Genomic DNA, 26,183 nt, shown 5'->3' with positions numbered 1-26,183 from the left:
TGGACGGGACGTCGTACACGCCGACCGCGGCGTGCCGCCGCGGCGCCCATCCCCTCGCCTGCCCCCCCGGGCCCCGGCGGAGCACGGCCCGCGCGCTCGGAGCGCCGACCGCACCGCCGAAGGCCCCGGAGGAGCGCGGCCGGCGCGGCGCCCCGGCGTATCCTCGCCCGGGTGAGCACGCAGACGGATCACACGAACCTGTACGCCATGTACGCGTCGTTCAAGGCGGCGCGCGGGCACCGGCGCGTCGACCAGGCCGCGCGCGCCGAGCTGGCCGCCGACGCCGAGGCGGCGCTGACGGGCGGCGAGGCGGTCCTGCGCGGCGCGTACTCCACCGTCGGCTTCCGCGCCGAGGTCGACCTGATGCTGTGGCTCATCGGCCCGAGCGCCGACGCGCTGCAGGACGCCCTCGTGCGCTTCAACCGCACGAAGCTGGGGCAGTCCGTCGACCCGTGGTGGACGTCGATCGGCGTGCACCGCGAGGCCGAGTTCAACAAGGGCCACATCCCGGCGTACCTCGAGGGCACCGACCCGCGCAAGTACCTGTCCGTCTACCCCTTCGTCCGCTCCTACGACTGGTACCTGCTGGACCCGCAGGAGCGCTCGCAGATGCTGCGCGAGCACGGCATGATGGCCGCCGGCTACAAGGACGTCCGCGCCAACACGATCAGCGCGTTCGCCCTGAACGACTACGAGTGGCTGCTGGCGTTCGAGGCCGACGAGCTGGAGCGGATCGTCGACCTGATGCGCGAGCTGCGCGCGGCCGAGGCCCGGCGCCACACGCGCGAGGAGCTGCCCTTCATCACGGGCATCCGCAAGCCGCTGGCCGACGTGGTCGCCGACCTGCCGTAGCGGCCGGCGCGCCGCGCTCCGGGGCCGCGACCGACCGGGGCGCGCCCCGGCGCGCTGCGGATCAGGCGCCGAACGCCATCGCCACGAGCGCGGCGGCGTACGGGAAGACGGCGCAGAGGGCCATGCGACGGCGCAGGGTCATGGCCGCAGCGTACGGCACGCGCGGGGGCCGCTCAGGTCCGGGGCGGGAGCACCGTCACGCGCACGGCGCGCCGCCGCAGCAGGTCGGCCCACTGGTCGGCGACGAGCGAGGTGCGGAACACGACGGCGCGCTCCTGCACCGCCCGGACGCTGTACTCCGTCCGCGGGTCCTCGAGGCGCCAGCGGTCGAGCGCCCGCATCGCCGAGCGCAGCTGCCCGTACGAGGCGCCGTACGCGCGCTGCACCCGCCAGACCGCTCCCGCGCCCGCCGGGGCCGTGTCGCCCGTCCGCAGCCGGGCCAGGATCCCGGACCGGCACAGCGCCTCGAGCGCCGCGCGGACGGTCTTGCGGTGGTCCGTGCCCGTCAGGCCGAAGAGCTGGCCGTACTCCGCGGCGACCTGCGAGACGGAGGCGGGGGCCGGCCCGGCGCGGCCGGCGGTCGTCTCGGCGACGAGCATCCAGATCACCGCGCAGCGCAGCGCGAGCGCCACCGACGCGCGCGTGTAGCCCGTCGGGCCGATCATCAGGCTGCCGATCTCGAAGGGCAGGAGCAGCAGCGGGTCGCCGGTGGCGGCGGTCGGCGGCAGCGCGTCGGCGGGGATGCCCGAGCGGACGTCGATCAACGTGCGCGCGCTGCCGGCGACCTCCTCCTCGCGCGGGCGGAACTGCCGCAGACCCACGTCCCACTGCTCGGGCGGGGTCGCCCCGTCGGCGGCCCCGTCGAGCGTCACCCGCAGACGTCCCGTCTCGGCGAGCTCGCGCCAGCGTCGCTGCCCCACGCCGAAGGTGAAGGTGCGGTGCGCCTCGTCGACGACGAAGCGACCGAAGCTGCCGATGACGTGGTCCTGCGCGACGACGGCCTCGTACCGGGCCACGCCCTCGAGCAGCGTGGCCGGATCCGGTGCGGGCGGGCGCTCGGGGACCACCCCGTCGGCGCGGGTCCGCAGCACGCCGAGCGCCTCGAGCGTGGCGAGCGCGTCGCCGGCCGGCTCGGCCTCGTCCGCGTACGGGGCGGCGGCCTCGGCGTACGCCGCGCGCACGGGCTCGAGGCCCGCCGGGAGCGTGGCGACGTGGCCGCCGGTCGCGCGCACCACGCGCGTCCACGCGAGCGCCGCGGAGCGGGTCCGGCGCGGCTCGGCCCCCTCCATCACGAGCGGGAGGACCGCATCGAGGCCGTCGGCCAGGAGCGGCGACGCGTCGGCGCCGTCGCGGAGCGGACCCCGGCGCGCGTCGCCCACCCGCACGGACGGCATGGCGACCTCGGCGGCCGTCAGGCCCCCGCGCCACGCACACAGCTCGCGCACCAGCATCCGCCTGGGGACGCTCACCCGAGACACCCTATCCTCGCTCCCGGCGGGGCGGACGCAACCTCGGTGCAACGGTCGGCGCCGGCGAGGGGGGTCCGACGAGCCGCGTGCCCGGGGACGCGCCGCGGGCGGACGTCGGGACGCGCGGTGGGCGGACGACGGCGCGCCGGCGACGCGCGCGGGCGTCAGGCCTGGCCGAGGAGGGCGCGCTCGATCAGGTCGATCGACGCCTCGAGCTGCTCGACGGTCGCGTCCTTCACGTGCGTGATGCCGACCTGCTTGTTGACCCACGCGTTGATCTCGCGCTGCGTGGCGCGGCGCGCGCGACCCAGCTCGGAGACCAGGCGGTGCCGGGTCTCGCGCAGCCGCTGGCGCTGCTGCCACAGCGGCATCTCGGCCGTCGCGGCGGGCGGACCGCCGGGGGCCGGCGCCGACGGCACGGTGCCCATGGGCTGGATCGGCCGACCCGTCGACACCCCGGACGGCTCCTGCTTGAGCGGCGTCGCCCCGCCGAAGAGGTCGAGCTGCGCGGCGGGCGCCATGTCGGCGTTCAGCGCCTTGAACTCGGGCGCCAGACCCATCTCGTCCTCGGTCTTCGTCGCCGGCTCGTCGAGCAGCTGCTCGGGCGCGTCCGGGTCGACGTCCTCCTTGCGGCGCAGGAGGGGCACGAGTTCCTTGTCGACCGCCGACGCGTGCGCGCGCAGGGTCGGCTCGGCCGGGATGTACAGCCACGAGCCCTCGACGGGCCGGTCGGGGATCGTGCGGACGAAGCGCCCGACGATCTGGCGGAAGATCATGGCCGTCTTCGCGGCCGTCGCGTAGACGCCGACGCGCAGGCGCGGGATGTCGACGCCCTCCGAGACCATGTTGACCGCGACGATCCACGGGTCGGCGGAGCGCTTGAACGCCTCGAGCTTGGCGTGGGCCTGCGGGTCCGTGTGCATGACCACGACGGGCGGCGCGCCCGTGATGCGGTGCAGCGTGGCGGCGACCGCGCGGGCGTGGTCGCCGTCGGCGGCCACGACCAGGCCGCCCGCCTCGGGGTGCGAGTGCTCCCGCAGGCGGGCCAGGCGGCGGTCCGCGTCGGCGAGGATCTTCGGCAGCGCGCCCTCCAGGTCCGTCGAGATCGCGGTGCGGTACCGCCGCGCGCGCTGGTCGGAGGAGACCGCGTCGGCGAAGGACGCCTCGATCGTGTCGTCGCCGGACTGCCACGACATCGTGCCGTCGAACGGGATGAACGAGACGGGGCGGCACACCCCGTCGCGGACCGCGTCGGCGTACCCGTAGGCGTAGTCGGGCTGCGAGACGCCGTCGGAGTCGTACTCGACGCCCGGGATCTCGGTCGCGTCCGAGCGGAACGGGGTGCCGGACAGGAGCAGCCAGCGGCGGGCGCGGGACAGCGCCAGCTTGAAGCCCTTGCCCCAGGCGAGCTCGTCGCCCAGGTGGTGCGCCTCGTCCGCGATGACGATCGTGCTCTCGGTGCACTGGCTCGCCCAGCGCTCGGCGGACTGCGCCACGCGGGCGTACGTGACGGCCACGCCGTGGAAGCCGGCGGGCGGCGTCAGCTCGGGCGCGTCGGGCGCCAGGTGCACGCCCAGGCGGGCGGCGGCCTCGGCCCACTGGCGCGTGAGCGGGGCCGTCGGGCAGACGAGCGCGATGCGGTCCGCCTGGCGCGCGTAGAGCAGCCGGACGGCCTGCTCGAGCGCGGGACGGGTCTTCCCCGCGCCGGGCGCGGCGGCGATCAGGAACGCCCCGGAGTCCCAGGCGTCCATCTTCTGGAGGACCTCCTGCTGCCAGGCGCGGAGTCCGGGGGGTATCGGCATCGACGCGGACACGGCGACGAGGGATGTTGGGGGTGCCGCCGGACGGCAGAACACCCCCTGCAAAGCGCGAGGATGCCCCCGCGGCGGCGCCGTCGCTCGACGGCGTAGACCGGGCGGGACGCGGGTCGCGGAGCTGGCGCCCTCCCGCTAGGGTGCCGCCCATGGGCACCGTGGTGGTCATCGTGGTCCTCGTCGCGATCGGCGTGGGACTCGGCGTCGTCTGGTCGCGCCGGCGGGCCGGCGCGACCCCGCCGGGCGGCGCGCTGCCCGGCCCGGTCGACCCGTTGGCCGAGGGCCCGGGCGGGCCGCTCGACGGCCTGGGCATCGGCGCCGTCGTCTCGCACGGCGGCCACGACTACGTCGTCCGGGGCGAGGTGCGCTTCGACGAGGACGGCTACGTCTGGACGGAGTACCACCTGGACGCCGGCGGCGACGAGCGCACGTGGCTCTCCGTGGACGTCTCCGACGGCACCGAGGTCGCCCTGTGGCGCGCGGTCGACGAGCCCGGCGGCCTGGAGCCCGGCGCGAGCAGCGTGCCGTTCGAGGGCCGCACCTACCGCAAGGTCGAGTCGGGCCGCGCGACCTTCACCGCGACCGGCACGACGGGCCTGCCGGCGTCCGGCCGCGCCTGGTACGCCGACTACAAGGACGGCGACGCGCTGCTCGCCTTCGAGCGCTGGTCGACGGACGGGTCGTGGGAGGTCTCGACCGGCACCGAGATCGAGGCCCACCTGCTCGACGTGTACCCGGCCGGCCGCAGCGCCGGGGGCGTCGCGTGAGCCCCGTGGACCGCGTCGATCCGACGCCGGACGACGACGCCGGCGAGCGCGACGCGATCGCGTCCGCGAAGGCCGCGCTCGACGCCGCCCGCGAGTCGGTCGCCGCGCTCGTCACCGTGCGCGCGAAGGCGCTCCAGGAGGCCGCCCGGCTGCGGCAGCGGGCGGAGGCGCCCGGCCGCGAGGAGCTGACCGACTCGGCCGCGCTGCACGAGGCGCGCGCCACCGACCTGGAGGCCCGGATCGCGCAGCTGCGCGACCTGGCGCACCGGGCCGAGGTGGCGTACGAGGCGCTGCGCGCCGACCACGCGACGGCCGAGGGCGAGGAGCCCCCGGCCCCCGGCGAGCCCTCCGACGGGATCTCCGGGACCGGCTGACCGTGGACCTGCGTCTCGACGTCCCGTTCGTCGACGCGGCGGCGGAGGACCTGGCCTGGGCGCTGCTGCCCGGCACGGTCGCCCCGGCCGGCCTGGCCGCGATCGACGTCCCCGGCGGCGCCGCCAGCGCGCGCCTGCACGTCCTCGGGGCCTCGCACGCCGTCGAGCTGACGTTCGCCGGCGGCGCCCGCCTGACCGAGGTCGTCGCGTGCGGCGCGCCCGACGGCCGCGCGCTCGCCGCCGCACCCGCCCGGCTGGTGCGCGACGGGCTGGAGTACCGCTTCGCCGCCGACGTCGAGACGACGACCGCCGCGGCGGTCGCGACGCTCGCCGACGACCTGCGGGCCGAGCTGGCCGGCCACGACGGCGCGCTGTTCGCCGCGTTCCCCGGCGCGCCCGGCGCCGCGACGGCCCTGCGCACGCTGCCCGTCCCGGGCGGCGCCGGCTGGGAGACCTGGCACCTGTACCCCGAGCGCCACGAGGTCGTCCGCACCCGGACGACGGTCGCCCCGCTCCCGGAGGCCGCCCGGTGACGCCCCGCCAGAAGTCGACCGCCACGTTCGGCGGGGCCGCGCTCGTCGCGGTCATCGCGCTCGTCGTCCTCGTCGGCGGCCTCGCCTCCTGCGGCGGCTCCGTCCGCGGCTACGTGAAGGACCACTACACGAAGGTCTCCTCGCGCAACGGGACGGACACGTACCGCTCGCGGGACGGCGTCGCGAAGGTGACGAAGGACATCACGAGCAAGTGGAAGCCCGCCGACCGCCTGACCGACCCGGGCGGCGTCTTCCTGCGCTACCGCGACGACCTGGTCGCGGTCCGGCCGCGCACCGGCGGCGGCAGCGACATCACGGTCGACGACGCCGAACGCGGCTATGCGCACTGGTACCCGTACGTCGGCGGCTGGTTCGGCACGTACTCCGGCCGCGGCGAGGGCTTCCGCGGCGGCGGACCGGGGAGCGGCAAGTGAGCCGCCCGCGCCTGGCGCTCGTCGGCGCGCTGCTCGCGCTGGCCGCCGGCGCGCCGTCCGCGGCCGCCCAGGGCGTCACCGCGACCGTGCCGGCGGCGACGGTGCCCGGGAGCGCCGCGACCGCGCCCGGCGCGACGACGACCGGGACGACCGCCACGACGCCGCAGCTCACCGCCGAGCAGGCGGGCAGGGGGCTGCTGCTGGACGCCGGCGACCGCGTCGAGCTGGCCCAGAGCCTGGCGGACGCGACGTCCGAGACGGGCGTCTGCTTCGGCTACGAGCTGCGCCTGTCGGGCTCGGGAACAGCCGGCGGCACCGAGTCGCTCTCCAGCGGCGGGCCGAACGTCGCCGTCGACGAGATGCCGCCGTCGTCGTGCCCCCGCGGCCGGCTGCGGCTGGACGTCAGCCTGCGCTACACGAGCAGCTCGAGCGAGAGCGAGGACTCGGCGTCGTACTACGTGACCGCCAGCGGCCTGGACGGGGCGCGCCCCGCCGGGTCGACCGCCGCGCTGAAGGACCTCACCGGCGTCGACGACGGCGCGCTGCTCGGCGACGACGACGACCTGGCGCTGCGCAACCTCGCCGCCGCGCTGCCGCTGCTGCTCGACGACGCCGACCCCGCCGAGGAGGCGACGACCGCCGCGGCCGCCCCGAACGGCGACCGGCTGACCGGCTCGCCCGGCGGCGACTGGATGCGCGCGCACGGCGTGACCGTCCTCGTCTCCGGCGTCGTCCTCGTGCTCGCGCTGCTCGTCGCCTGGGGCGGCTGGCGCGCCCGCCGCCACTACGGCGACCCCTCCTCCCCCCGCCCGAAGACCCCGAAGACCGAGCCGACCGAGCCCCGATGACCGACCACCTCAACGACCTCCTGACCGGCATCGGATCGGCGGCCGCCTACTCCGTCGTCGGCCTCGTCGTCCTGCTCGCCGGGTTCCTCATGGTCGACCTGGCGACGCCGGGCAACCTGCGCCACCAGATCTGGCAGGACCGCAACAAGGACCTGACGGCCGTCCTTGCGTCCGGGCTGGTCGCGAACGCGACGACCGTCGTCGTGGCCATCCTCACCTCGAGCGACGACCTGGGCAAGGGCCTGGTCGACGCGTTCGGCTACGGCCTGCTCGGCGTGATCCTGATCGGCCTGGTCTTCAAGGTCGTCGACGCGCTCACGCCCGGCGACCTGGGCGCGATGGTCGCCCACGACGAGCATCATCCCGCCGTGTGGATCACCGTGGTGACGCATCTGGCGGTCGGGGCCGTGGTGGCCGCGTCGATCTCGTGAGCGACGGCGCCGCCGCGAGCGGCGCGGCCCCGGGCGCGGGCGGCGGGGCGGCCGCGGTCGACGATCCCGGCGGACCGGCGACCGACGCCGGCGGGCCGGGCGTGGCGGCCGACGAGGCCGCGCCCTACGCGGGCGGCCGCCGCCCGCTGCGCGCCCTGCTGCTGCTCGCCGCGGGGGCGTGCGCGGCGTGCGCCCTGGTCTACGAGCTGGCGCTCGTCGCGCTCGGCGGCGTCCTCGTCGGCGCGTCCGTCACCCAGACGTCGCTCGTCGTCTCGCTGTTCGTCTTCGCGCTCGGCCTGGGCGCCCTGGCGGCCAAGCCGCTGCTCGGCCGGCCCCTGCCGGCGTTCGTGGCGGTCGAGACGGGCGTGGCGGTCGTCGGCGGCTTCTGCGTCCTCGCCTGCTACGCGGCGTTCGCGTACGCCGGGGTCTACACCCCCGCGGTCGTCGTCGTGTCGCTGCTGTGCGGCGGCCTCGTCGGCGCCGAGCTGCCGCTGCTGATGGAGCTGCTGCAGCGGATCCGGCGGCAGGCCGCGGCGCGGGCGCTGGCCGACCTGACCGCCGCGGACTACGTCGGATCGCTCGTCGGCGGCCTGGCCTTCCCGTTCCTGCTGCTGCCGCTGCTCGGCCAGCTGCGCGGCGCGCTGGCCGCCGGGCTGCTGAACCTGCTGTGCGCGGCGCTCATCGTCTTCGTCGTCTTCCGCGCCGACCTCTCGCGGCGCACGCGCCTGGGCGCCGTGGCCGTGCTGGCGCTCGGGGCGGTCCTCGTCGCGCTCGGCCTGGCGTACGCGGGGCGCTTCGAGGTGTCGGCGCGCCAGCAGCTCTACGACGACCCGATCGTCCACTCCGAGCGCACGGCGTACCAGGAGATCGACCTGACGGAGGGCTTCACGCTGGGGGGTCGGCCCGACGTGCGGCTGTACCTCAACGGCGACCTGCAGCTGTCCAGCCGCGACGAGTACCGCTACCACGAGGCCCTCGTCCACCCGGTGCTGGGCGCGGCGGAGGCGGCGCGTCCGGCGGGCGCGGCCGGCGGCGGGCTGCGCGTCCTGGTGCTGGGCGGCGGCGACGGGATGGCGGTGCGCGAGGTCCTGCGGCACGCGTCGGTCGGCGCGGTGCGGCTGGTCGACCTGGACCCGGCGATGACCCGCCTGGCGCGCGAGGACCCGCGCCTGCGCCGCCTGAACGCGGGGGCCCTCGACGACCGCCGGGTCCGCGTGACGAACGCCGACGCGTTCAACTGGGTGCGCGACCACGAGGACGCCCCGGCGGACGACCGCTACGACGTCGTGGTCGTCGACTTCCCGGACCCCGACGACCAGGGCCTGGCCCGCCTGTACAGCGCCGAGCTGTACGGGATGATCCGCACCCGCGTGCTCGCCCCGGGCGGCCTGGCGGTCGTCCAGTCCGGATCGCCGTACTTCGCCGCCGACGCCTTCTGGTCCGTCGGCGCGACGCTGCGCCTGGCGGGCTGGTCGGGCCGGCCGTACCACGTGGACGTGCCGACCTTCGGCGACTGGGGCTTCTGGGTCGCCGCCCCGGCCCGCGACGGCGCGCCCCCGCTCACGCTGGGCCCGCGCCCCTCCCCCGGCCGACGCTTCCTCGACGCCGCCACCCTGCGGGCCGCCGGCACGTTCCCCGCCGACCGCGGCCCGCGGCGGGTGCAGCCGACGACGCTCGACCGCCCGCGGATCCTCGACTACACGCGCAAGGGCTGGGCGGACTACTAGGGGGAGGCCGGGTCGGACGTGCCGGGCGCGGTACCGCCGCGGGGACGGGCCGGGGCCAGCGTGTCCCCGACGGCCGATATTCCGGCGTGTGATCGGTGATGACACGCCCGCATATCGCGCCGAGGAGACCCGGTGACCGCGGGGCCGGGCCGGGCCGGGCCGGGCCGGGGCCAGCGTGCTCCCGACCGCCCGTATTCGCGCGTGTGATCGGTGATGACACGCCCGCATATCGCGCCGGGGAGACCCGGTGGGCGCGCCGCCGCGCCGCCGAGCTCAATGCAAGGCGGTCGCCGGCGCCGCGGCGGAGCGGTACGCCGCGTCGAGCACCCGCACGACGTCGTGCGCCAGCCGCAGGCTCTCCTGCTCGGGCGGGGCGCCGGCGCGCAGGCGGTCGAGGATCGCCGTCATCTCGTCCTCGTACGCCGCGTCGACGGTGAGCGTCGGCTCGCCCTCGGGGTGCTCCCACTCCTCCGCCGTGCGGCCGACCGCGAAGCCGGCGCCCGGCGTGCGGACGTCCAGCTCGACGCGGCCCGGGAGCGGGAAGAGGGACAGCGTGCCGTGGGTGCCGACGAGGTCGATCCGCCACAGCTCGACCCAGTCGCCGGCCTCCCAGGCCGTCACGTCCAGAGTCACGAGCTTGTCGGGGTAGCGCAGCAGCGCCGCGCCCACGTCCTCGTACATCAGGCCGCCGACGCGGGTGACGTCGCCGGGGGCCGGCGGGTCGAGCAGGTCGCGCTTGACGACGTCCGAGCGCACCTCGGTGCCGCCCTCGAGCCGGGCGACGGTGCCGATCACGCCGTCGGGCGCGCCGAACAGGTCGAGCAGGATCTCGAGCAGGTGGCAGCCCTCGGTGAAGAGCACGCCGCCCAGGTCGCCGGGGACGCTCTGCCACAGCTCGTCGCCGCAGCCGTTCGGGCAGCCGCCGTGCGCGCGCACCGCGGTGACGTGGCCCAGGACGCCCGTCGCGACGAGCTCGCGCGCGCGGACGACGGCCGGGGCGAAGTGCAGCTCGTAGCCGACCGTCACGTCGACGGGCAGCGCCGTCAGGCCGGCGACGAGCCGGTCCATCTCGGGCAGCGTCGGCGCGCCCGGCTTCTCGAGCAGGAGCGCCCGCACCCGGGGCGCGGCGTGCAGCGCGACGTCCGGCACCTCGGTGTCCAGGCCCTCGACGACCGCCAGGTCCAGGCCGGCGTCGAGCGCCTCGTCGACGCTCGCGAAGCGGTGCAGGCCGGTCGCGGCGGCGAACCGCTCCGCCAGCGCCGCGTCGGGCTCGTGGAAGCCGGCCACCTCGACGTCCGCCGCCGCCCGCAGCAGCTCCAGGCGGACGAGGACGTGCGGGTGCCGGATGCCGAGGAACGCCGCGCGGATCACGCGGCGTCCCCGCTCGGCTCCGTCCCGCCCGCCCGCCGCGCCTCGCGGTCCAGGCGCGCGTGAGCGACGAGCGCCGCGATCGCGTCGACGGCGGCGTCGACGATCGCCGCGCCCTTCGCGCCGGTCGCCACGCACGGGTCGCCGATCACTGGGGTGTCGGAGATCCGGTCCCACGGCGTGGGCGTCACGTCGAACGTCGGCGGACGCTCGGGGTAGTTGGGCCGCGCGCGCTCCATCCGCACCTGGTCGGGCGCCAGGTGCAGCATGAGCGACGTCTCCATCTCGTCCGCGTGGAAGTACGTCCCGTGCCAGCGCTCGGCCTCGAGCACCTCGGCCTGGACGGCCGACGTGCCCGGGTAGGTCAGCGTCAGGACGGTCAGGTCGTGCTCGTCGTGCAGGCGGCGCGCGGCGAGCTTCATCGCGTCCAGGTTGCCCATGTGCCCGTTGACGATCGCGAGCACCTCGACGCCCTGCCGGCGCAGCGAGACGCCCAGGTCGACCAGGACGCCCGTCAGCGTCTCGACGGACAGGCTGAGCGTGCCGGCGAAGCCCGCCGTCGACCAGGCCTGGCCGTACGGCATCGCCGGCAGGACGAGCGCGCCGTCGATGCGCGTCTCGGCGGCGCGGGCGACGCCCCACGCCAGGTCGTTGTCGGTGCCCAGCGGCAGGTGGTCGCCGTGGTTCTCGACCGCGCCGAGCGGCAGGAGCGCGACCGGCCCCGCGGCGAGCGCCGCGGCGGCCTCCTCCGACGTCAGCCGGTCGAAGAGCACGGCGTCAGACCCCCGCGCGGCAGGCGGCGAGGGCGGCGGCGAACCGCTCGGCGCGCTCGCGGACCGCGTCGAAGTCGCCCGACGCCAGCGCCGCGGCGGGGCACAGCTCGCCGCCCGCGCCCACCGCGATCGCGCCGGCCGCGAACCACTCGTGCAGGTTGTCGGCCGAGACGCCGCCGGTCGGCATGTACGCCAGGTCGGGGAGCGGGGCCCGCAGCGCCTTCAGGTGCGCGGGACCGCCGAGCGCGCCGGGGAAGAGCTTCACGACGTCGACGCCCAGGCGGCGGGCGCGCATGACCTCGGTCGGCGTCATCGCGCCGCCCATCGTCACCGTGCCCGTGGCCCGCATCGCGGCGACGAGCTCGTCGTCCAGGCCGGGCGAGACCAGGTACTCCGCGCCGGCCTCGGCGGCCTCCGCGGCCTGGTGCGGATCCAGCAGGGTGCCGGCGCCGAGCAGCACGTCGTCGCCGTGACGCTCCTTCAGCGCCCGCAGCACCTCGGGGACGTTCGGGGTCGTGTACGTCACCTCGACGGCGCGCAGGCCGCCGGCCAGCAGGGCCTCGACGGCGCCCAGGGCGGCCGCGGTGGAGGGCGCGCGCAGCGTCGCGATGACGCCGGCGTCCCGCAGGTCGTCCAGGACGGTCATCGGGCGCTCCCCGCGGTCGGGGCGAGCCGGGCGGGCTCGCCGATGGCGAAGTGGCGGGCGGGGTTCTCGACCATGATCTTGTGCTCGATCTCCTCGATCTGGGCGGGGGTGCGGCCGCGCTCGGCCAGGCGCTGGCGCAGGCGCGGCAGCCAGGTCGCGACGATCCAGCCGATGCCGGGGCCGCGCGAGTAGCCGTACATGTCGCTCTGGCGGGCCAGGTCGCCGCCGACGAGCAGCTGATCCAGGTGGCCCAGGTCGACCAGGTCGATGAGCATGTCGATGCGGCCGCTCTCCGGGCCGTACTTCACCTTCGACAGCTGGTCGATCAGGACGTACGCGCCGGACGCGGCGACCTGGCGGTGCAGCCACGGGTCCATGTTGCGCGTCAGGTGCGCGATCGTGAGGACGCGCGGGTCGACGCCCTCCTCGCGCACGATCTCGAGCTGCTCGAGCGCCATCGTGCCCGCCTCGGTGTGCGAGTGGAGCGGCGCGCCGGTCCTCAGGTGCGCGCGGCAGGCGGCGCGGATGACGCGCTCCTCGGCGACCGAGATGGAGTTGTAGCCCGTGCCGAACTTGATGACGCCGGCGCGCACGTCGGTGCCGTCGATGCCCTCCGTGACCTCGCGGACCATGACCTCCTCGTACTGCTCGGTGGTCCAGCCCTCGGTGCGCTCGTGGAACCACAGGCCCTTGTTGAACCCGCCGCAGGCGATGAGCGTCACGCCGGTGCGCTCGCAGATCTCCTTCATCTTCAGCGGGTCGCGGCCGTAGTCCCACGCGCTGGCCTCGAACATCGCCTGGCCGCCCGCGGCCTGGAAGCGCTCCACGTCGACGATGGCCTGGTCGACGTCCAGGATCACGAGGTCGGGATCCTTCGTCGCCATCCACTCCGGGGGCGTCGAGATGAGGTGCTCGTGCGAGAGCGTGATCCCGAGGTCCTCGGGGGCGATGTCACCGGTGACGGTGCGGATCATGCTGGGGGACCTCCTGCCGCCGGGCGGCGTCGGTGGTGGCCGAGGGCGAGCGCGCGCGCCGCGGCGTAGCGGGCGGCGCGCTCGCGCCATGCGGACCGGTGCTGGGGGCGCGGGGCGCAGCGACGCTGCGTCCGCGCGACGGTGGTGGGGTCGACGTCGGCCCCGATCGCCTGCGCCGCCAGCAGGGCGGCGCCGATCGCGGAGACGTCGGGCTGCTCGAGGACCTCGACGGGCCGATCGAGCACGTCGGCCAGGATCTGCACCCAGGCCGCGACGTGCGTGCCGCCGCCGGTGGCGCGGATCGGCGCGTCGCCGTCCTGGCCGAGCAGGTCCAGGACGCCGGCGACCTCGAACGCGATCGCCTCGAACAGCGCGACCGCGATCTGCGGCGCGCCCGTGTGCGGCGTGATGCCGAGCAGGGCGCCGCGCATCTCGGGGACGAAGTCCGGCGTGCCGGTGCCCGAGAGCTGCGGCACGAACACGAGCGGGTCGTCCGGATCGGGGACGACGTCGGCGGGGACGTCGATGCTGCCGCCGGCGAGCGTGCGCAGCCAGTTCAGCGCCAGCCCGCCCGTGAGCAGCGAGGCGAGCGCGTAGCCGCCGAGCTCGCCGGGGAGCGGGTGGTACGTGAGCTTGCCGCGCCACGCCGGGTCGGGCGCCGCGTCGCCGAGGGCGGCGAGGACGGTGACGGACGTGCCGAGCGAGAGCGCGACGGCGCCCGGGGCGGTGGCCGCGGCGCCGATCGCCGCCGTCGCCATGTCGCCGCCGCCCGCCGCGACGGGGATGCCCGCGGGCAGGCCGGTGGCGGCCGCCGCCTCGGCGGTGACGTGCCCCGCGACGTCCGCGGCGTCGAGCAGCGACGGGAAGACGTGGACGGGCAGCCCGGCGCGCTCGATCAGGTCCGTCCGCCACGCCCGGGTCGCCACGTCGACGACGCACGCGTTCGCGGCGTCCGTCGGCTCGGTCGCGACCGCGCCGGTCAGGCGCAGGCGCACGAGGTCCTTGGCGGAGACCCACGCCGCGGCGGCCTGCAGCAGCGCGGGCTCGGCGTCGCGCAGCCACAGCAGGCTCGCGGCCGACATCGCGGTCGTCAGCGCGTTGCCGCTCGACGCCTCGATCTCGGCGCGCAGCGCCGGGTCCAGCGCCGCGATCTGCGCGGCGCCGCGCGGGTCGGCCAGGAGCGGCGCGGGCCGCAGCGCGCGGCCCTGGTCGTCGAGCAGCACGACCGAGCTCATGTTGCCCGACAGGCCGACGCCCACGACGGCCGTCAGGTCGACGGACAGGCGGCCGATCGCCTCGACCGTCGCCTCCCACCAGCCGTCGGGGTGGGCCTCGACGACGCCGGGCGCCGGGTGCAGGGCGTGGTCGGCGCGCGTGCACTCGAGCACGCGGCCGTCCGTGTCCAGGACGAGCGCCTTGACGCTCGACGTGCCGATGTCGATCCCGAGGAGCAGGGGCGCGCTCACGGGCGGGCGTCCGCCAGCGCGGGGACGGGGTGCTGCGGGCCGTCCTCGGTAGCCGGCAGCACCGTGATCTTCACGCGGTAGGCGTCCGCGCGGACGAACGACTCGACGAACTCGGCCGCCTGTCCGCTCGCCAGGTAGGCCGTGCGGCGCACCACGAGGACGCCCGACCCGGACGGCACGCCGAGGGCGGCGGCCAGGTCGGCGTCGGTGGTGCTCGCGGTGTACTCCTCGTCCGCCCAGCTCGGCCGGCCGTCGGCGCCGTAGCGCGAGGACAGGTAGCTGTAGAGCGACGAGCCCGCGATCGCGTCGGCGTCCAGGTCGGCGTACAGGTCGGTGCGCAGCCAGGAGCGGACGTCGACGACGGGCCGCTCGTCGGCCAGGATGGTGCGCTCGAGCGCCCACACCTCGTCCCCGGGCTCCAGGCCCAGGGTCGCGGCGACGTCGTCCGTGGCCGGCACGCGGTCGCAGCGGCGCACGACCTCGCGCGTCTCGTGGCCCGCCTCGCGCAGGTCCTCGGTGAAGCTCGGCAGCCGGCCGGCCTGCAGGTTGCGGGTGAAGGACCCGGGCTTCGGGCTGGCCTTGAACGTGCCGCGCCCCTGGACGCGCACGACCAGCTCCTGGTGCTCGAGCTCGCGCAGGGCCTGCACCGCCGTGCCGCGGCTGACGCCGACGACGCGCGCGATCTCGGACTCGGACGGCAGGCGCGTGCCCGTGTCCAGCGGCGCGAGCAGCGCGGCGAGCTGCTCCACGATCTGGCGGTAGATCGGCACGCCGCTGGCCGTGTCGATCGGCCGCAGGCTCGTGGCCGGCAGGGTGGCCTCGGAGCGCGTCATGCGTCCTCCCTCCCCCTGGCGCCGCGATTCAGCCGCCGGGACACGAGCATCATCACGATCAGGATGAGGCCCTGGGCGATGTACTGCGTGGCCGACGGGACGTTCAGCGTCTCGAGGATGGTGTCGAGGAAGACGAGCACCAGCACGCCCGCGAACGGGCCGGCCAGGCCGCCGATCCCGCCGACGAACGCGACGCCGCCGATGACGGCCGCGGCGACGGTCATCAGCGTGTAGGAGTCCGCCGCGTTGACGGACGCCGTGCCCGAGTAGGCCGTCAGCTGCATGCCCGCGACGGAGGCGCAGAGCGCGGCGATGACGTACGCGCCGACGACCTTGCGGGTCGTCGCGACGCCGGACAGCCAGGCCGCGCGGGGGTTCGCCCCGGTCGCGTACAGGCCCTTGCCCCACGTCGTGCGGTAGAGGACGAACGCGACGACGCCCCAGAGCGCGATCCAGACGACGATCGACACCGGCAGGAAGCCGAGGATGCGGTCGTCCGCGATCGTGCGGAACGCCGGGGCGACGTTGCCCTTCGGCTGCCCCTCCGTCCACACGTAGTAGATGCCCTGCAGGATCGTGCCGACCGCCAGGGTGGCCAGCAGCGGCGCGATCTTCAGCTTCGCGACGAGCAGGCCGTTGACCAGGCCGACGGCGCCGCCGGCCGCCAGCGTCACCAGGACGGCGAGGGCGATGTTGCCGTTCGCGCCGTCCATCACGACGGCCGAGACGATGCTCGCCAGGTTCATGACCGGGCCGATGGACAGGTCCAGGCCGCCGGAGAGCATCACGACGGCCTGGCCGATGACGGCCATGCCGAGCTGCGCGTCCTGGCCGACGATGTCCAGGATGCGGCTAGGCGCGAACCCGCCCGCGGTCGTCAGGCCCAGGGCGATGACGAAGGCGATCGCCAGCCCGTACGAGACGAGCAGCGAGCGGTGGCGGCCGAGGGCCTGCACGCGCGGCGAGGGCGTGGCCGCGGGCGCCGGCGCGGCGGTGGGCGTGGTGCTCATGCCGCGGCCTCCGCGTCCTTGCCGCCGCGTCCGGGCACCAGGCGCAGGCCGGCGATGCGGATCTCGCCGCCGGCGGCGTTGTACAGGGCGAGCGCGACGATGAGGATCAGCCCCTTGGTGATGTACTGGTAGTAGGAGAAGACGCCGGCGAGGTTGAGCAGGTTGTCGACCAGCGCGAGCAGCAGCACGCCCGGGATGACGCCGAGCAGCGCGCCGCGGCCGCCGACGACGGCGATGCCGCCGAGCAGCACGGCGGTGATCGAGTCGAGCGAGAACGCGTCGCCGATCAGCGGGTCGCCCGAGAAGACGCGGCCGACGAGCACCAGGCCGCCGAGCGACGCGAGCAGGCCCGAGAGCGCGTAGGCGACGATCAGCACGCGCGCGGTGGGGAGCGCGGCGCGGCGGGCGCCGAGCTGCGAGTGGCCGACCGCGTAGAGCGCCTGCCCGAAGCGGGTCTCGCTCGTCACCAGCCACGCGACGACGACGACCGCGAGCGACAGCAGGAAGGTCAGCGGGATCGCGCCGAAGGACCAGGTCAGGCCCTCGAGCAGCGACGGCGCGACCGCGCCGCCCGGCGAGTCCATCACCAGCAGCGCGCCGCCCTTGACGATGCCCATCGTGGCGAGCGTCATCACGAGCGGGTTGATGCCGGCGACGACGCCGACCCCGTTCGCGACCCCGATCGCCAGGCCCGCCAGGACGACGAGGACGACGTTCAGCGTGCCCGAGCCGTCGCCCAGCGACGACGCCGTGAGGACGGTCGCGAGCGAGACCACGGACCCGACGGACAGGTCGATGCCGCCCGTCAGGATCACGATGCCCTGGCCGGCGGCGACGAGCAGCAGCGGCGCCATGCCGAGCAGCAGCGACGACGCGTTCGTGTCGGTGCGGAACGGCGTCGACACCACGAGCGCCACGACGACCGCGACGATCGTGACGATCCAGATCGGGATCGTCGGCTTCAGGTTGGTGCGCGTGGTCGCGCCGAGCACGCTGCTCATGCGGCCACCCGTCCCGTCGCGAGCGCCATGATCGACTCCTCCGTCGCGTCCTCGCCGTCGACGGTGCCGGTGATCCGGCCCTCGTACATGACGTGGATCTCGTCGGCGAGGCCCAGCAGCTCGAGCATGTCGGTCGACACGAGCAGCACCCCCATCCCGTCCTCGGTGAGCTCCCGCAGGAGCCGGTAGATCTCGGCCCGCGCCCCGACGTCGACGCCGCGCGTCGGGTCGTCGAGCACGAGCACCCGCAGGTCGCCGGCCAGGAGCCAGCGGCCGAAGAGCACCTTCTGCTGGTTGCCGCCCGACAGGTCCGCGACCCGCTGGAACGTCGAGCTGTAGCGCAGGTGCAGCCGCTCGATGACCGGCTCGATCTCGCGCGTCTCGCGGCCCGGCGACACGACGCCGCGCGGATGCATGCGCCGGTGGGCGGCGCTCGCGAGGTTGTCGCGGATCGACAGCGGCAGGAACAGCCCGGCCTCGCGGCGGTTCGGCGGCACGTACGCCACGCCGGCCTTCAGCGCGGCGCGCGGCGAGCGCAGTCGGGTCTCGGCGCCGGCGACGCGGATCGCGCCGGACGCGGGCGTGCGGACGCCGGTCGCCAGCTCGGCGACCGTGTGCTGGCCGTGGCCCTCCAGCCCGGACACGCCGACGATGCGGCCGGGCGCGACGGCGATCGTGATGTCGTGCACCCCGTCGCCGGTGATGCCGTCGAGCTCGAGCACGGGCGTCGCGTCCTGCGGCGCCGGCACCGCGCGCGGCGGGTACAGCTGCTCGATCTCGCGGCCGACCATCGTCTGGATCAGGCGGTCCTCGTCCCACTCGGCCTTCGGGCCGGCGGCGACGAGCGCGCCCGTCCGCATGACGGCGATCAGGTCGGAGAACTGGAAGACCTCGTCCAGGCGGTGCGAGACGAAGATGACGGCGGTGCCCTCGGCCGTGAGCCGCTGGACCGCCCGGTGCAGGAGCTGCACCTCGCCCTGCTCCAGCGACGAGGTGGGCTCGTCGAGGATCAGCAGCTTGGGGGTCGTCGCGATGGCCTTCGCCACCTCGACGAGCTGGCGCTCGGCGGCGCCGAGGTCCGCCACGGGGCGGTCGGGGTCGATCTCGAACCCGACGCGCTCCAGGGCGGCCGTGGCCCGGGCGCGGAGCGCGCGGTGGTCGGTCAGGCCGAGCCGGCCGCGCGGCGTGCGGCCCAGGCAGATGTTCTCGCCGACCGTGAGGTTGGGGAAGAGGCTCAGCTCCTGGTGGACGATCGCCACCCCGGCGCCCCGGCTGTCGGCCGGGGTGCCGCGGAGGACGTGGCCGTCGACGGACAGCTCGCCCGTGTCGGGGACGACCTCGCCGGCCACCATCGCCATGAAGGACGACTTGCCGGCGCCGTTCTCGCCCATGAGGGCCAGCACCTGGCCCGCGGGGATCTCGAGCGAGACCCCCGCGACGGCCTGGGTGGCGCCGAACCGCTTCGAGACGTCGGTGCAGTGGAACATCTGGGGCGGGCGGGCCGTGCTCAGTTCTTGAACATCGAGGTGATCTGCGCCTCGGACAGGCGCGTGTTCACCCAGAACGAGTCGGGCAGGTCGGTGCGGACGAACTCCTTCAGGTCCGCGTCCGTGATCGTCGGCGGCGCGAGGACGTTGTCCTTCTGGAACTCCTCGCCCTTGAGCGCCTTGAGCGTCGTCTTCAGCGCGTCGTCCGCGAGCCAGGTCGGGTTCGTCACGCCGACGGAGTCGAAGCCCTTGTCCTGCAGGTCGACCCACTCCTTCATCAGGCCGTTGTTGTTCTCGCCGACCATCGGCACCAGCTTGTGGCGGGCGGCCTGGAAGGCTTGGATCGCGCCGAGGGTCATGGCGCCGCCCTGCGACCAGACGCCGTCGACGTCGGGGTGCGAGGAGAGCATGTTGGAGACGGCGCGCTTGGCCTGGGCCTCGTCCCACGCGGCGTGCGCGTCGGCGACGATCTTGATGCCCGGGTACTTCTTGAAGACCTCCTTGGCGCCGTCGAAGCGCAGGGTGTCCGTGGAGAGGCCAGCGACGCCGTTGAGCGCGTAGATGCTGCCCTTGCCGTTCAGCTTCTTCGCGAGCCACTCGGCACCGGCGGCGCCGAACTTCTTCTGGTCGACGGTGACGAGCGCGGTGTAGTCCTTCGTGTCCGCCTCGGCCGAGAGGAGGATCACCGGGATGCCGGCGGCCTCGGCCTGCTTGATGACCGGGACCGTCGCCGACGGCGAGATCGGGGTCATGATGATCGCGTCGACCTTGCGCGAGATCATCGACTGGATGTTCGAGATCTGCTTCTGGACCTGGTTGTCGGACTGCGTGTAGACGACCTTCGTGATGTCGCCCTTGTTGCGCTCCGCCGAGGCCTTGAACTCCTGGTACAGCTGGACCGACCAGCTGTTGCCGAGCCAGTAGACGTCGTAGCCGATGGTGAACGGCCCCTTCTTGCCCTCGGGCGCGTCGGAGGCGTTCGAGCCCGACACGGAGGAGCCGCCGCAGCCCGCGACGACCGCCACGACGGCGATCGCGGTGAGCGCCGTCAGGAGCCGGCGGAGTGTCCGCTTGAGGTTGCTGTGCATCGTGAGTCCCGTTCGTTCCCGGCACCCCTCGCGCCGGCTGGCGGCATCCTGCCATAGGCCCAGTCGACTAGTCAACTTGTCGTCTGGACAGGAAGACGCCGCACGCGGCGGGCCATCTGGACAAGTCGGGCGCATCCCGCTCTGTGACGGGGATCTCGCTGCACAGGCGACCGCTGTGACCGCGGTCACGGACATCCGTTGAGTACGGCGTCCGGGCCGGCCGCGGCCCTATGCTCGGCGCATGACGCTGGCGATCGTCCTCGGCGTGCTCGCCGTCGCGTCCGTCGCGGCGTTCGTCGCGACCCTGCGGCTGGCGCGCCGACGCACCGCGCAGGAGCCCCGGCGTCGGCGGGTCGAGCGGCCCGCCGAGCACGTCGACCGGCTGACCGTGGGCGCCGAGGTCGCGTACGACGACCAGTCGTGGGACGTCCGCGGCGTGCAGCGCGTGACCCCCGCCGACGGTCCCGCGTACGCGCTGTGGCACCTGGACCACCACGGCCAGTCCGGCCTGCTCGTCCGCACCGAGGGCGACGACGAGCGGGTGCTGTTCGCGGTGCGCGCCGAGCGGCCCGAGACCCTGGACCCGCTGCGCCCGCCCGTCCGCTTCCGCGACCACGACTGGACGCCCGAGGACCCGGCGGTCGCGGGGCCGCAGCCGACGGCGACGGAGGGCCGGCGCCGCCGGGTGCGCGACGCGCTCGTCGCCCTCCCGGACGCGGCCGTCGAGCGCGTCGTCCTCGTCCGGGACGGCCTGCCCGACCGCCGGCTGCTGTTCGAGCGCGCGGCGGGCGAGGCGACGTGGAACGCGTGGGTCGGCGCGCTCGTCCCGGTGCGGATGGTGGACGTCTACCCGCCGTACGGCGACGGAGCGGCGCCGGACGGCGTGCCGCACGCACCCGACGGCGCCCCGCCCACCGCACCCCGCTGACCGCGCGCCTCGCCCCTCGGACGGAGCGGCCCCCAGCCCACCGGGCGGCGCCCCGACCGACGGTCGAACGCGCCCGACCCGCCGCGGGCTCAGCCCTCGAAGACGGTGCCGGCGCCGACGATCGCCTCGACCTCGATCTCGACCTTCAGCCGTGGATCGACGAGCGCCGCGACGCCCAGGGTGGAGATCGTCGGCCGCGCGCCGCGCAGCGCGGCGCCGTACGCGGCGAGGACCGCGTCGCCGTTGGTCGGCAGGTCGACGACGAAGACGCGCGAGCGGATCACGTCGGTCATCTCGGCGCCGGCGTTCTCGAGCGTCCGCCGGATGGTCTCGAGCGCCACGCGCGCCTGCTCGCCCGCGTCGTCGGGGATCGGCTCGTCGCCGCGGGCGGCCGTCGTGCCGGAGACGAGCACGCGGTCGCCGACGCGGATGGCGCGCGAGTAGCCGACCTCCGTCTCCCAGGGGCCGCCGGAGTGGAAGCGTTGGACGCGGTCCTGATCCCGGCTCATGCGTCCACAGGCTAGTGCGTCGGGGACGGCGCGCCGTCGTCCCCCGGGAGCGGTCGCCGGCCCGCCGCGTAGCCCCCGCGGCGGGCCGGCGACGCCCGGCCCTAGTGGCGGAAGTGCCGGCGGCCGGTGAAGACCATCGTGGCGCCGGCGGCGTCGACGGCCTCGATCACCTCGGCGTCGCGGACCGAGCCGCCCGGCTGGATGATCGCGCCGATGCCGGCGTCCAGGCCGACCTGGGCGCCGTCGGCGAACGGGAAGAACGCGTCGGACGCCATCGCGGCGCCCTGCAGGTCCAGCTCGTGCTCCTGCGCCTTCTCGATGGCGATGCGGGCCGAGTCGACGCGGCTCATCTGGCCGGCGCCGATGCCGACGGTCGCGCCGTCCTTCGCGTAGACGATCGCGTTGGACTTCACGTGGCGCATGACCTTCCAGGCGAAGATCATGTCGCGCCACTGGTCCTCGGTCGGCTGGGCCTGCGTGCGGACCTCCATCGTCGCGCGGTCCACGACGACCTCGTCCGCGTCCTGCACGAGCACGCCGCCGGCGACCGAGCGGACGTCCAGGCGCTCCAGGCCGCGGAGCGGCGCGTCATCGCCGCGCAGCAGGCGGACGTTCGGCTTCTGCGTGAGGATCTCGAGCGCGTCGTCGTCGAACGCGGGCGCGAAGAGCACCTCGACGAACAGCCGCGACAGCGCCTCGGCGGCCGCGCGGTCGACGGGCCGCGTCAGCGTGACGATGCCGCCGAACGCCGACACCGGGTCGCACGCCAGCGCGCGCTCGAACGCCTGCACCGACGAGTCGCCGATGGCCGCGCCGCACGGGTTGTTGTGCTTGACGATGACGGCCGCCGGCTCGTCGAACTCGCGGGCGATGGCGCGCGAGGCCTCGAGGTCGAGCAGGTTGTTGAAGGAGAGCTCCTTGCCGTGCAGCTGCTCGACGCCGCCGAGCAGGTGCGTGCGGGCGCCGGCGCGGCGGTAGTACGCGCCGCGCTGGTGCGGGTTCTCGCCGTAGCGCAGGGTGCGGTCCTTGACGTACCCGCGCGAGAACTGGTCGGGGAAGTGCACGCGGCCGCCGGACGCGGGGCGCCCCTGCGGGTGCCCGGTCGGCAGCTGCGTGCCGTTGAAGTCGTCCTGGTCCTGCAAGAAGCCGCTGATCGCCGCGTCGTAGCGGGCGGTCGTGGCGTACGCCTGCAGCGCCAGGTTGCGGCGGGTGACGAGCGAGAGGGCGCCGTCCTCGGACGCCTGCAGCTCCTCGATCACCGGGCCGTACTGCGCCGGGTTCGTGAGGATCGTGGCGTAGGCGTGGTTCTTCGCCGCCGCGCGGATCAGGGAGGGGCCGCCGATGTCGATGTTCTCGATCGCCTCGGCGAGCGTCACGCCCTCGCGGGCGATCGTCTCCTCGAAGGGGTACAGGTTGACGACGACCAGGTCGATCCAGCCGATCTCGTGCTCCTGCGCCGCCCGGGCGTGCGCGTCGAGCTGGCGGACGCCGAGGATGCCGGCGAAGAGGCGCGGGTGCAGCGTCTTCACGCGCCCGTCCATCATCTCGGGGAAGCCCGTCACGTCGTCGACCGCGACGACCGGGATCCCGGCCTCGGCGATCGCGCGGGCGGTGCCGCCGGTCGAGACGAGCTCCGTCCCCTGCTCGTGCAGGACGCGGGCGAGGTCGACCAGGCCCGTCTTGTCGGACACCGAGAGCAGCGCTCGGCGGACGGGGACGCGGTCGGGCGGGGTGATGTCGAGCGGATCGAGCATGAGGCCCCGTCGAGGATACGGCGCGCGGCGGGCGGGGTGGCCGCGGGGCGCGAGGACGTCGGGGCGCGCAGGCCCTAGTCTGGCGCGCGTACCCCGAAGTCGTCCCCCGAAGGAGCCTGATCCCGTGCCCCGTCTTCTCACCGTCGCCCCGCTGCTCGTCACCGCCGCCCTCGGCCTCGCCGCCTGCGGCGGGGACTCCTCCGAGGACAAGGCCAAGGACCTGGAGCAGAAGAGCGAGCAGCTGCAGAAGGACATCCAGAGCGGCAAGCTCTCGCCGGACGAGATCGCCGAGCGCACGAAGGAGCTCGCGAACGACCCGGCGGTCAAGGAGCAGCTCGAGAAGGCCCGCAAGGAGCTCGAGAAGATGGATCCGGACGACATCCAGAAGCAGCTCAAGGACTCCGGCGTCGACACGGACAAGCTCAATGAGCAGCTCGAGGAGCTCGAGCAGCAGCGCAAGGAGCTGACGGTCCCGTCCTCCTGAGCGTCCGCGCCGACCGCCGGGCGCGCGCGGCGGTCGGCCGCGCGACGCGGCGCGGGGGCGGACGGTCCGCCCCCGCGCCGCGCCCGGCTCAGCGCACGCGGACGGTGCGCTTCGTCGCGCGGGACACGTTGCCGGCCCGGTCGTACGTGAGCACCGTGGCCGTGTAGCGCCCCGGCGCGAGCCGGGCCTTCGTCGTCAGCGCGAAGCGGCCGGTGCCCCGCGTCCAGAGCAGGACGGGGTTGTCGCAGTAGACCGGCGGGCCCCAGGCGCCCTTGGCGGTCAGGAACCGGCAGCCCGCGCCGGCGCGGCGCGAGAGCGACACGACGGTGCGGCGGACGCCGCCGCCCGCCGTGCCGGCCACGCGCCGGCCCGCCGCGTCGACGCAGCCCGCGTCGGTGGCGCGGCCCGCGACCCGCAGGCCGGTGCGGCCGACGCGCAGGGTCGCGACGCGGGTCACCGGGCGCTTGGCGTCGACGCACGCCGTCCGCGTCGAAGCGGCGACCGTGCCCGCCTGGGCCGGCGTGGCCACGAGCGTGGGCTGCGGCGACGGCCCGGCGGTCGGCGCCGGGACGGGCGGCGGCTCCTCCGTGGCCGCCAGCGGCTTCGCGGCCTCCTGGAACATGACGTCCGCGAGCTGGATCGACCCGGTCGCGCGCTGGCGGCCGAAGCCCAGCTCGACGCTGGCCACGCGCGTCAGGTCCACCCCGGCGAAGTCGGTCAGCGGCACGCGCGCGCCGTTCAGCACGACGTGCTTGTAGGCCGTGCCGATCGACGGCTCGAGCGCCGTCGTGTGCTTCGCGACGGTCGTCGTGGCGCGGCGGCCGTCGGCGTCGGTCAGCGTCACCTCGAAGTCCTGCGTCGCCGCGGCGGGGTTCACGTCGTCCCCGGCGGGGTTCAGCGCGTCGCCGCGGTTCGTCGCCACGCGCATCGCCAGCACGCCGAAGCGCGAGACGTCCTGCGTGCCGCCGCCCGGGGCGAGCTGCGCCGTCAGCGTCGCGGGCGCGTTCCAGGCCACCGTGAACTGCGTCCCCCAGGAGCGGTTGAAGACGCCCGGGACCGCCGGGCTCGTCCCGGAGGCGGGCACCGCGGCGATCTGCGGGCAGACGGGGTAGAGCAGCGGCGTCGTCGGGCCGCCGGAGTAGAGCGTCGTCGCGGGGCGGCAGACCTGGAACGTCGTCAGGCCGGCGGCCGTGATCGCGCCGCCCGTCGCGGCGACCGTCGTGGCGTCCGGGTCGATCGCGCCGGCCGACGCGGTCGCGTCCGACGGATCCGGCAGCGACGCCGGGCGCAGGACGTCGAGCCGGTCGGCCTTCGGGGCCACGTAGCTCGTCTTGACCTCTTCGCCGCAGCCCTTGCCGCTCTCGGCCGGGCAGGCGGAGGACGGCAGCGTGACCTCGCCCGTCATGAGCGGATCGAACGCCTTCTCGCCGCCGACGTAGCGGCGGAGGAAGCCGTTCATCAGGGCGGTGCCGACGTCGCGCTGGTCGGCCGGCGTCAGACGGGCGCTGCTCGCGGCGTCGCGGGAGCAGGCCGGGTCGCTCGCCACGCGGAAGTCGTCGCCGGTCCACACGGAGTTGAAGTAGTTGTGGTTCGTGCCCTGCACGTACCACTGCACCTTCGCCGTGCGGTCGTTGCCGGGCGCGTACTTCGCGTTCTCGTACAGCCGGGCGCCGTGCAGCGGAGACACGTCGCCGTCGCAGGCGGGCAGGAGCGTCGCGTAGTTCGTGCCCTCCGGCGTGCGGCGGTTGGAGAAGTACGTCGGCGCCAGCGCGATGACGCCGCTCAGCGGCCACCGGGCGTTGTTGCGGTTGTAGGTGACGAAGTCCGTGACGGCGTCGCCGCCGCGGGAGTGCCCCATCAGCCCGATGCCGCTCGACAGCTCGAGCTTGCCGACGAGCTTCAGCCCGACGGTGGTCGCGGGGTCGTCGGTGACGGGGCCGCGGCCGTTGTTCCAGCGGTCCAGCAGGCGGAGCGACGCGTTGATGATCTGCGAGCGCGCGTCGGCGCCGCGGTCCTGCATCGGGTTGTCGAAGCCGGTGATGTTGGCCTCGATGCTCATCACCGCGTAGCCGTGGCTGGCCAGGTTCTCGGCCATGTGGTCGTAGCCGGCGTACGAGCGGATGTCGGTCGACACCGGCGTGCCGTCGGGCGCCTCGGCGTCCGTGCACTGCCCGGTCGACGGGCCGGGCGCCGCGGCCGGGCTGTCGAAGCAGACGGCGTGGCGGCCGTGCACGAACACGACGACCTTCGCCGGATGCCCCTTCGTGCCCGTCGGGTAGGTGACCGAGCCCTTCATCGGCACGCTCGTCGTCTGCCCGGCGGTGGGCAGGTTGAGCAGCAGCGTGCCGGCGTCGTAGTCGACCTTCTGCACGCCGTACGGGCCGGCGGCGAGCGGGTCGGGCACGCCGGCGTCGTCGGCGGCGAGCGCCGGCGCGGCGAGCCCGGCGGCGGCGAGGAGGGTGGCCACCGAGGTGGCGAGGAGTCGGCGTCGGCCGCGGCGCGGGGTGCGCGGGCGGGGGTCGGCGGCGACGGATGATCGTCCGTGCGTCACGGGGTCCTTCCGGGTCGAGGGCGGCGTGCGGCCCGTGGCCGGCCGCACGCCCGACGAACGGT

At 75.3% G+C, this 26,183-nt stretch carries 25 protein-coding genes; 10 read left to right on the top strand and 15 right to left on the bottom strand.

Going from position 1 to position 26,183, the window contains the following annotated elements:
• Window positions 1-171 precede the first annotated feature (171 nt).
• Entirely contained in the window at window positions 172-852 is a 681-nt protein-coding gene (gene hemQ, locus J3P29_RS18255; RefSeq protein ID WP_210495716.1) for a hydrogen peroxide-dependent heme synthase, read from the top strand.
• 173 nt (window positions 853-1,025) lie between these two features.
• Here the strand turns inward: hemQ and J3P29_RS18250 are convergent, their stop codons facing one another.
• Together J3P29_RS18250 and J3P29_RS18245 are read right to left on the bottom strand one after the other, a co-directional pair.
• Window positions 1,026-2,321, bottom strand: coding sequence for a hypothetical protein (locus J3P29_RS18250; protein WP_210495715.1), 1,296 nt, complete (start codon window positions 2,319-2,321; stop codon window positions 1,026-1,028).
• A gap of 164 nt (window positions 2,322-2,485) precedes the next feature.
• Complete coding sequence (locus tag J3P29_RS18245) at window positions 2,486-4,123, bottom strand: DEAD/DEAH box helicase family protein (protein WP_210495714.1); 1,638 nt, start codon at window positions 4,121-4,123, stop codon at window positions 2,486-2,488.
• Window positions 4,124-4,284: 161 nt separating this feature from the next.
• Here J3P29_RS18245 and J3P29_RS18240 point away from each other — a divergent pair, with 161 nt between their 5' ends.
• The 7 genes from J3P29_RS18240 (at window position 4,285) to J3P29_RS18210 (ending at window position 9,249) form a co-directional block, all read left to right on the top strand.
• Complete coding sequence (locus J3P29_RS18240; protein WP_210495712.1) at window positions 4,285-4,902, top strand: DUF4178 domain-containing protein; 618 nt, start codon at window positions 4,285-4,287, stop codon at window positions 4,900-4,902.
• A gap of 5 nt (window positions 4,903-4,907) precedes the next feature.
• Complete coding sequence (locus J3P29_RS18235) at window positions 4,908-5,276, top strand: hypothetical protein (RefSeq protein ID WP_210495711.1); 369 nt, start codon at window positions 4,908-4,910, stop codon at window positions 5,274-5,276.
• A 2-nt stretch (window positions 5,277-5,278) separates the two neighbouring features.
• The gene (locus J3P29_RS18230; RefSeq protein WP_210495709.1) at window positions 5,279-5,809 is read left to right on the top strand and encodes a DUF2617 family protein; all 531 of its coding nucleotides are present in this window, start codon (window positions 5,279-5,281) and stop codon (window positions 5,807-5,809) included.
• Window positions 5,806-6,243, top strand: coding sequence for a DUF4247 domain-containing protein (locus J3P29_RS18225; protein ID WP_210495708.1), 438 nt, complete (start codon window positions 5,806-5,808; stop codon window positions 6,241-6,243). Before J3P29_RS18230 ends, J3P29_RS18225 begins: the two co-directional genes overlap by 4 nt.
• A complete protein-coding gene (locus J3P29_RS18220; protein ID WP_210495706.1) occupies window positions 6,240-7,091 on the top strand; it encodes a hypothetical protein in 852 nt (283 codons plus the stop codon). The genes J3P29_RS18225 and J3P29_RS18220 overlap by 4 nt, the downstream gene beginning before the upstream one ends.
• Window positions 7,088-7,522: a DUF350 domain-containing protein gene (locus tag J3P29_RS18215; RefSeq protein ID WP_210495705.1), complete on the top strand. Its 435-nt coding sequence runs from the start codon at window positions 7,088-7,090 to the stop codon at window positions 7,520-7,522. The genes J3P29_RS18220 and J3P29_RS18215 overlap by 4 nt, the downstream gene beginning before the upstream one ends.
• A 101-nt stretch (window positions 7,523-7,623) precedes the next feature.
• The gene (locus J3P29_RS18210) at window positions 7,624-9,249 is read left to right on the top strand and encodes a polyamine aminopropyltransferase (protein WP_349239891.1); all 1,626 of its coding nucleotides are present in this window, start codon (window positions 7,624-7,626) and stop codon (window positions 9,247-9,249) included.
• A gap of 273 nt (window positions 9,250-9,522) precedes the next feature.
• Here the strand turns inward: J3P29_RS18210 and J3P29_RS18205 are convergent, their stop codons facing one another.
• From J3P29_RS18205 to J3P29_RS18160, 10 genes are read right to left on the bottom strand one after another with little or no spacing between them, the layout of a single operon-like run.
• The gene (locus J3P29_RS18205; protein WP_210495702.1) at window positions 9,523-10,620 is read right to left on the bottom strand and encodes a Gfo/Idh/MocA family oxidoreductase; all 1,098 of its coding nucleotides are present in this window, start codon (window positions 10,618-10,620) and stop codon (window positions 9,523-9,525) included.
• Window positions 10,617-11,390, bottom strand: a complete 774-nt coding sequence (locus J3P29_RS18200; protein WP_210495700.1) for a creatininase family protein — start codon at window positions 11,388-11,390, stop codon at window positions 10,617-10,619. Before J3P29_RS18200 ends, J3P29_RS18205 begins: the two co-directional genes overlap by 4 nt.
• Window positions 11,391-11,394: 4 nt before the next feature.
• On the bottom strand, window positions 11,395-12,036 hold the full coding sequence (gene eda / locus J3P29_RS18195) for a bifunctional 4-hydroxy-2-oxoglutarate aldolase/2-dehydro-3-deoxy-phosphogluconate aldolase (RefSeq protein ID WP_210495699.1): 642 nt from the start codon (window positions 12,034-12,036) through the stop codon (window positions 11,395-11,397).
• Entirely contained in the window at window positions 12,033-13,010 is a 978-nt protein-coding gene (locus J3P29_RS18190; protein ID WP_210495697.1) for a phosphotriesterase, read from the bottom strand. Before J3P29_RS18190 ends, eda begins: the two co-directional genes overlap by 4 nt.
• Window positions 13,007-14,476 (bottom strand): FGGY family carbohydrate kinase, encoded by a 1,470-nt coding sequence (locus tag J3P29_RS18185; RefSeq protein ID WP_210495696.1) that lies wholly within the window; start codon window positions 14,474-14,476, stop codon window positions 13,007-13,009. Before J3P29_RS18185 ends, J3P29_RS18190 begins: the two co-directional genes overlap by 4 nt.
• Complete coding sequence (locus tag J3P29_RS18180; RefSeq protein ID WP_210495694.1) at window positions 14,473-15,309, bottom strand: GntR family transcriptional regulator; 837 nt, start codon at window positions 15,307-15,309, stop codon at window positions 14,473-14,475. The genes J3P29_RS18185 and J3P29_RS18180 overlap by 4 nt, the downstream gene beginning before the upstream one ends.
• Window positions 15,306-16,319, bottom strand: a complete 1,014-nt coding sequence (locus J3P29_RS18175) for an ABC transporter permease (protein ID WP_210495692.1) — start codon at window positions 16,317-16,319, stop codon at window positions 15,306-15,308. Before J3P29_RS18175 ends, J3P29_RS18180 begins: the two co-directional genes overlap by 4 nt.
• Window positions 16,316-17,320 carry an ABC transporter permease gene (locus J3P29_RS18170; protein WP_210495690.1) on the bottom strand — a complete coding sequence of 335 codons (1,005 nt, stop codon included), beginning with the start codon at window positions 17,318-17,320 and terminating at the stop codon, window positions 16,316-16,318. Before J3P29_RS18170 ends, J3P29_RS18175 begins: the two co-directional genes overlap by 4 nt.
• Window positions 17,317-18,807, bottom strand: coding sequence for a sugar ABC transporter ATP-binding protein (locus J3P29_RS18165; RefSeq protein WP_210495689.1), 1,491 nt, complete (start codon window positions 18,805-18,807; stop codon window positions 17,317-17,319). Before J3P29_RS18165 ends, J3P29_RS18170 begins: the two co-directional genes overlap by 4 nt.
• Before the next feature lie 20 nt (window positions 18,808-18,827).
• Window positions 18,828-19,895 carry an ABC transporter substrate-binding protein gene (locus J3P29_RS18160; protein WP_210495687.1) on the bottom strand — a complete coding sequence of 356 codons (1,068 nt, stop codon included), beginning with the start codon at window positions 19,893-19,895 and terminating at the stop codon, window positions 18,828-18,830.
• Window positions 19,896-20,136: 241 nt separating this feature from the next.
• On the opposite strand from J3P29_RS18160, the gene J3P29_RS18155 reads away from it, so the two are divergent.
• On the top strand, window positions 20,137-20,823 hold the full coding sequence (locus J3P29_RS18155; protein WP_210495685.1) for a hypothetical protein: 687 nt from the start codon (window positions 20,137-20,139) through the stop codon (window positions 20,821-20,823).
• Between the two features lie 89 nt (window positions 20,824-20,912).
• On the opposite strand, the gene J3P29_RS18150 is transcribed toward J3P29_RS18155, so the two are convergent.
• Both J3P29_RS18150 and purH read right to left on the bottom strand, forming a co-directional pair.
• A complete protein-coding gene (locus tag J3P29_RS18150; RefSeq protein ID WP_210495683.1) occupies window positions 20,913-21,332 on the bottom strand; it encodes a Rid family hydrolase in 420 nt (139 codons plus the stop codon).
• Between the two features lie 101 nt (window positions 21,333-21,433).
• Window positions 21,434-23,086 (bottom strand): bifunctional phosphoribosylaminoimidazolecarboxamide formyltransferase/IMP cyclohydrolase, encoded by a 1,653-nt coding sequence (gene purH, locus J3P29_RS18145; protein ID WP_210495681.1) that lies wholly within the window; start codon window positions 23,084-23,086, stop codon window positions 21,434-21,436.
• A 124-nt stretch (window positions 23,087-23,210) separates the two neighbouring features.
• Here purH and J3P29_RS18140 point away from each other — a divergent pair, with 124 nt between their 5' ends.
• Entirely contained in the window at window positions 23,211-23,570 is a 360-nt protein-coding gene (locus tag J3P29_RS18140; RefSeq protein WP_210495680.1) for a hypothetical protein, read from the top strand.
• Between the two features lie 88 nt (window positions 23,571-23,658).
• Here J3P29_RS18140 and J3P29_RS18135 read toward each other — a convergent pair whose 3' ends face one another.
• A complete protein-coding gene (locus J3P29_RS18135; RefSeq protein WP_210495678.1) occupies window positions 23,659-26,037 on the bottom strand; it encodes a hypothetical protein in 2,379 nt (792 codons plus the stop codon).
• Between the last annotated feature and the right edge of the window lie 146 nt (window positions 26,038-26,183).

The sequence above is a fragment of the Patulibacter sp. SYSU D01012 genome (genome assembly GCF_017916475.1).
Classification (GTDB): domain Bacteria; phylum Actinomycetota; class Thermoleophilia; order Solirubrobacterales; family Solirubrobacteraceae; genus Patulibacter.
This window is presented reverse-complemented; position numbering and strand designations above follow the sequence as displayed.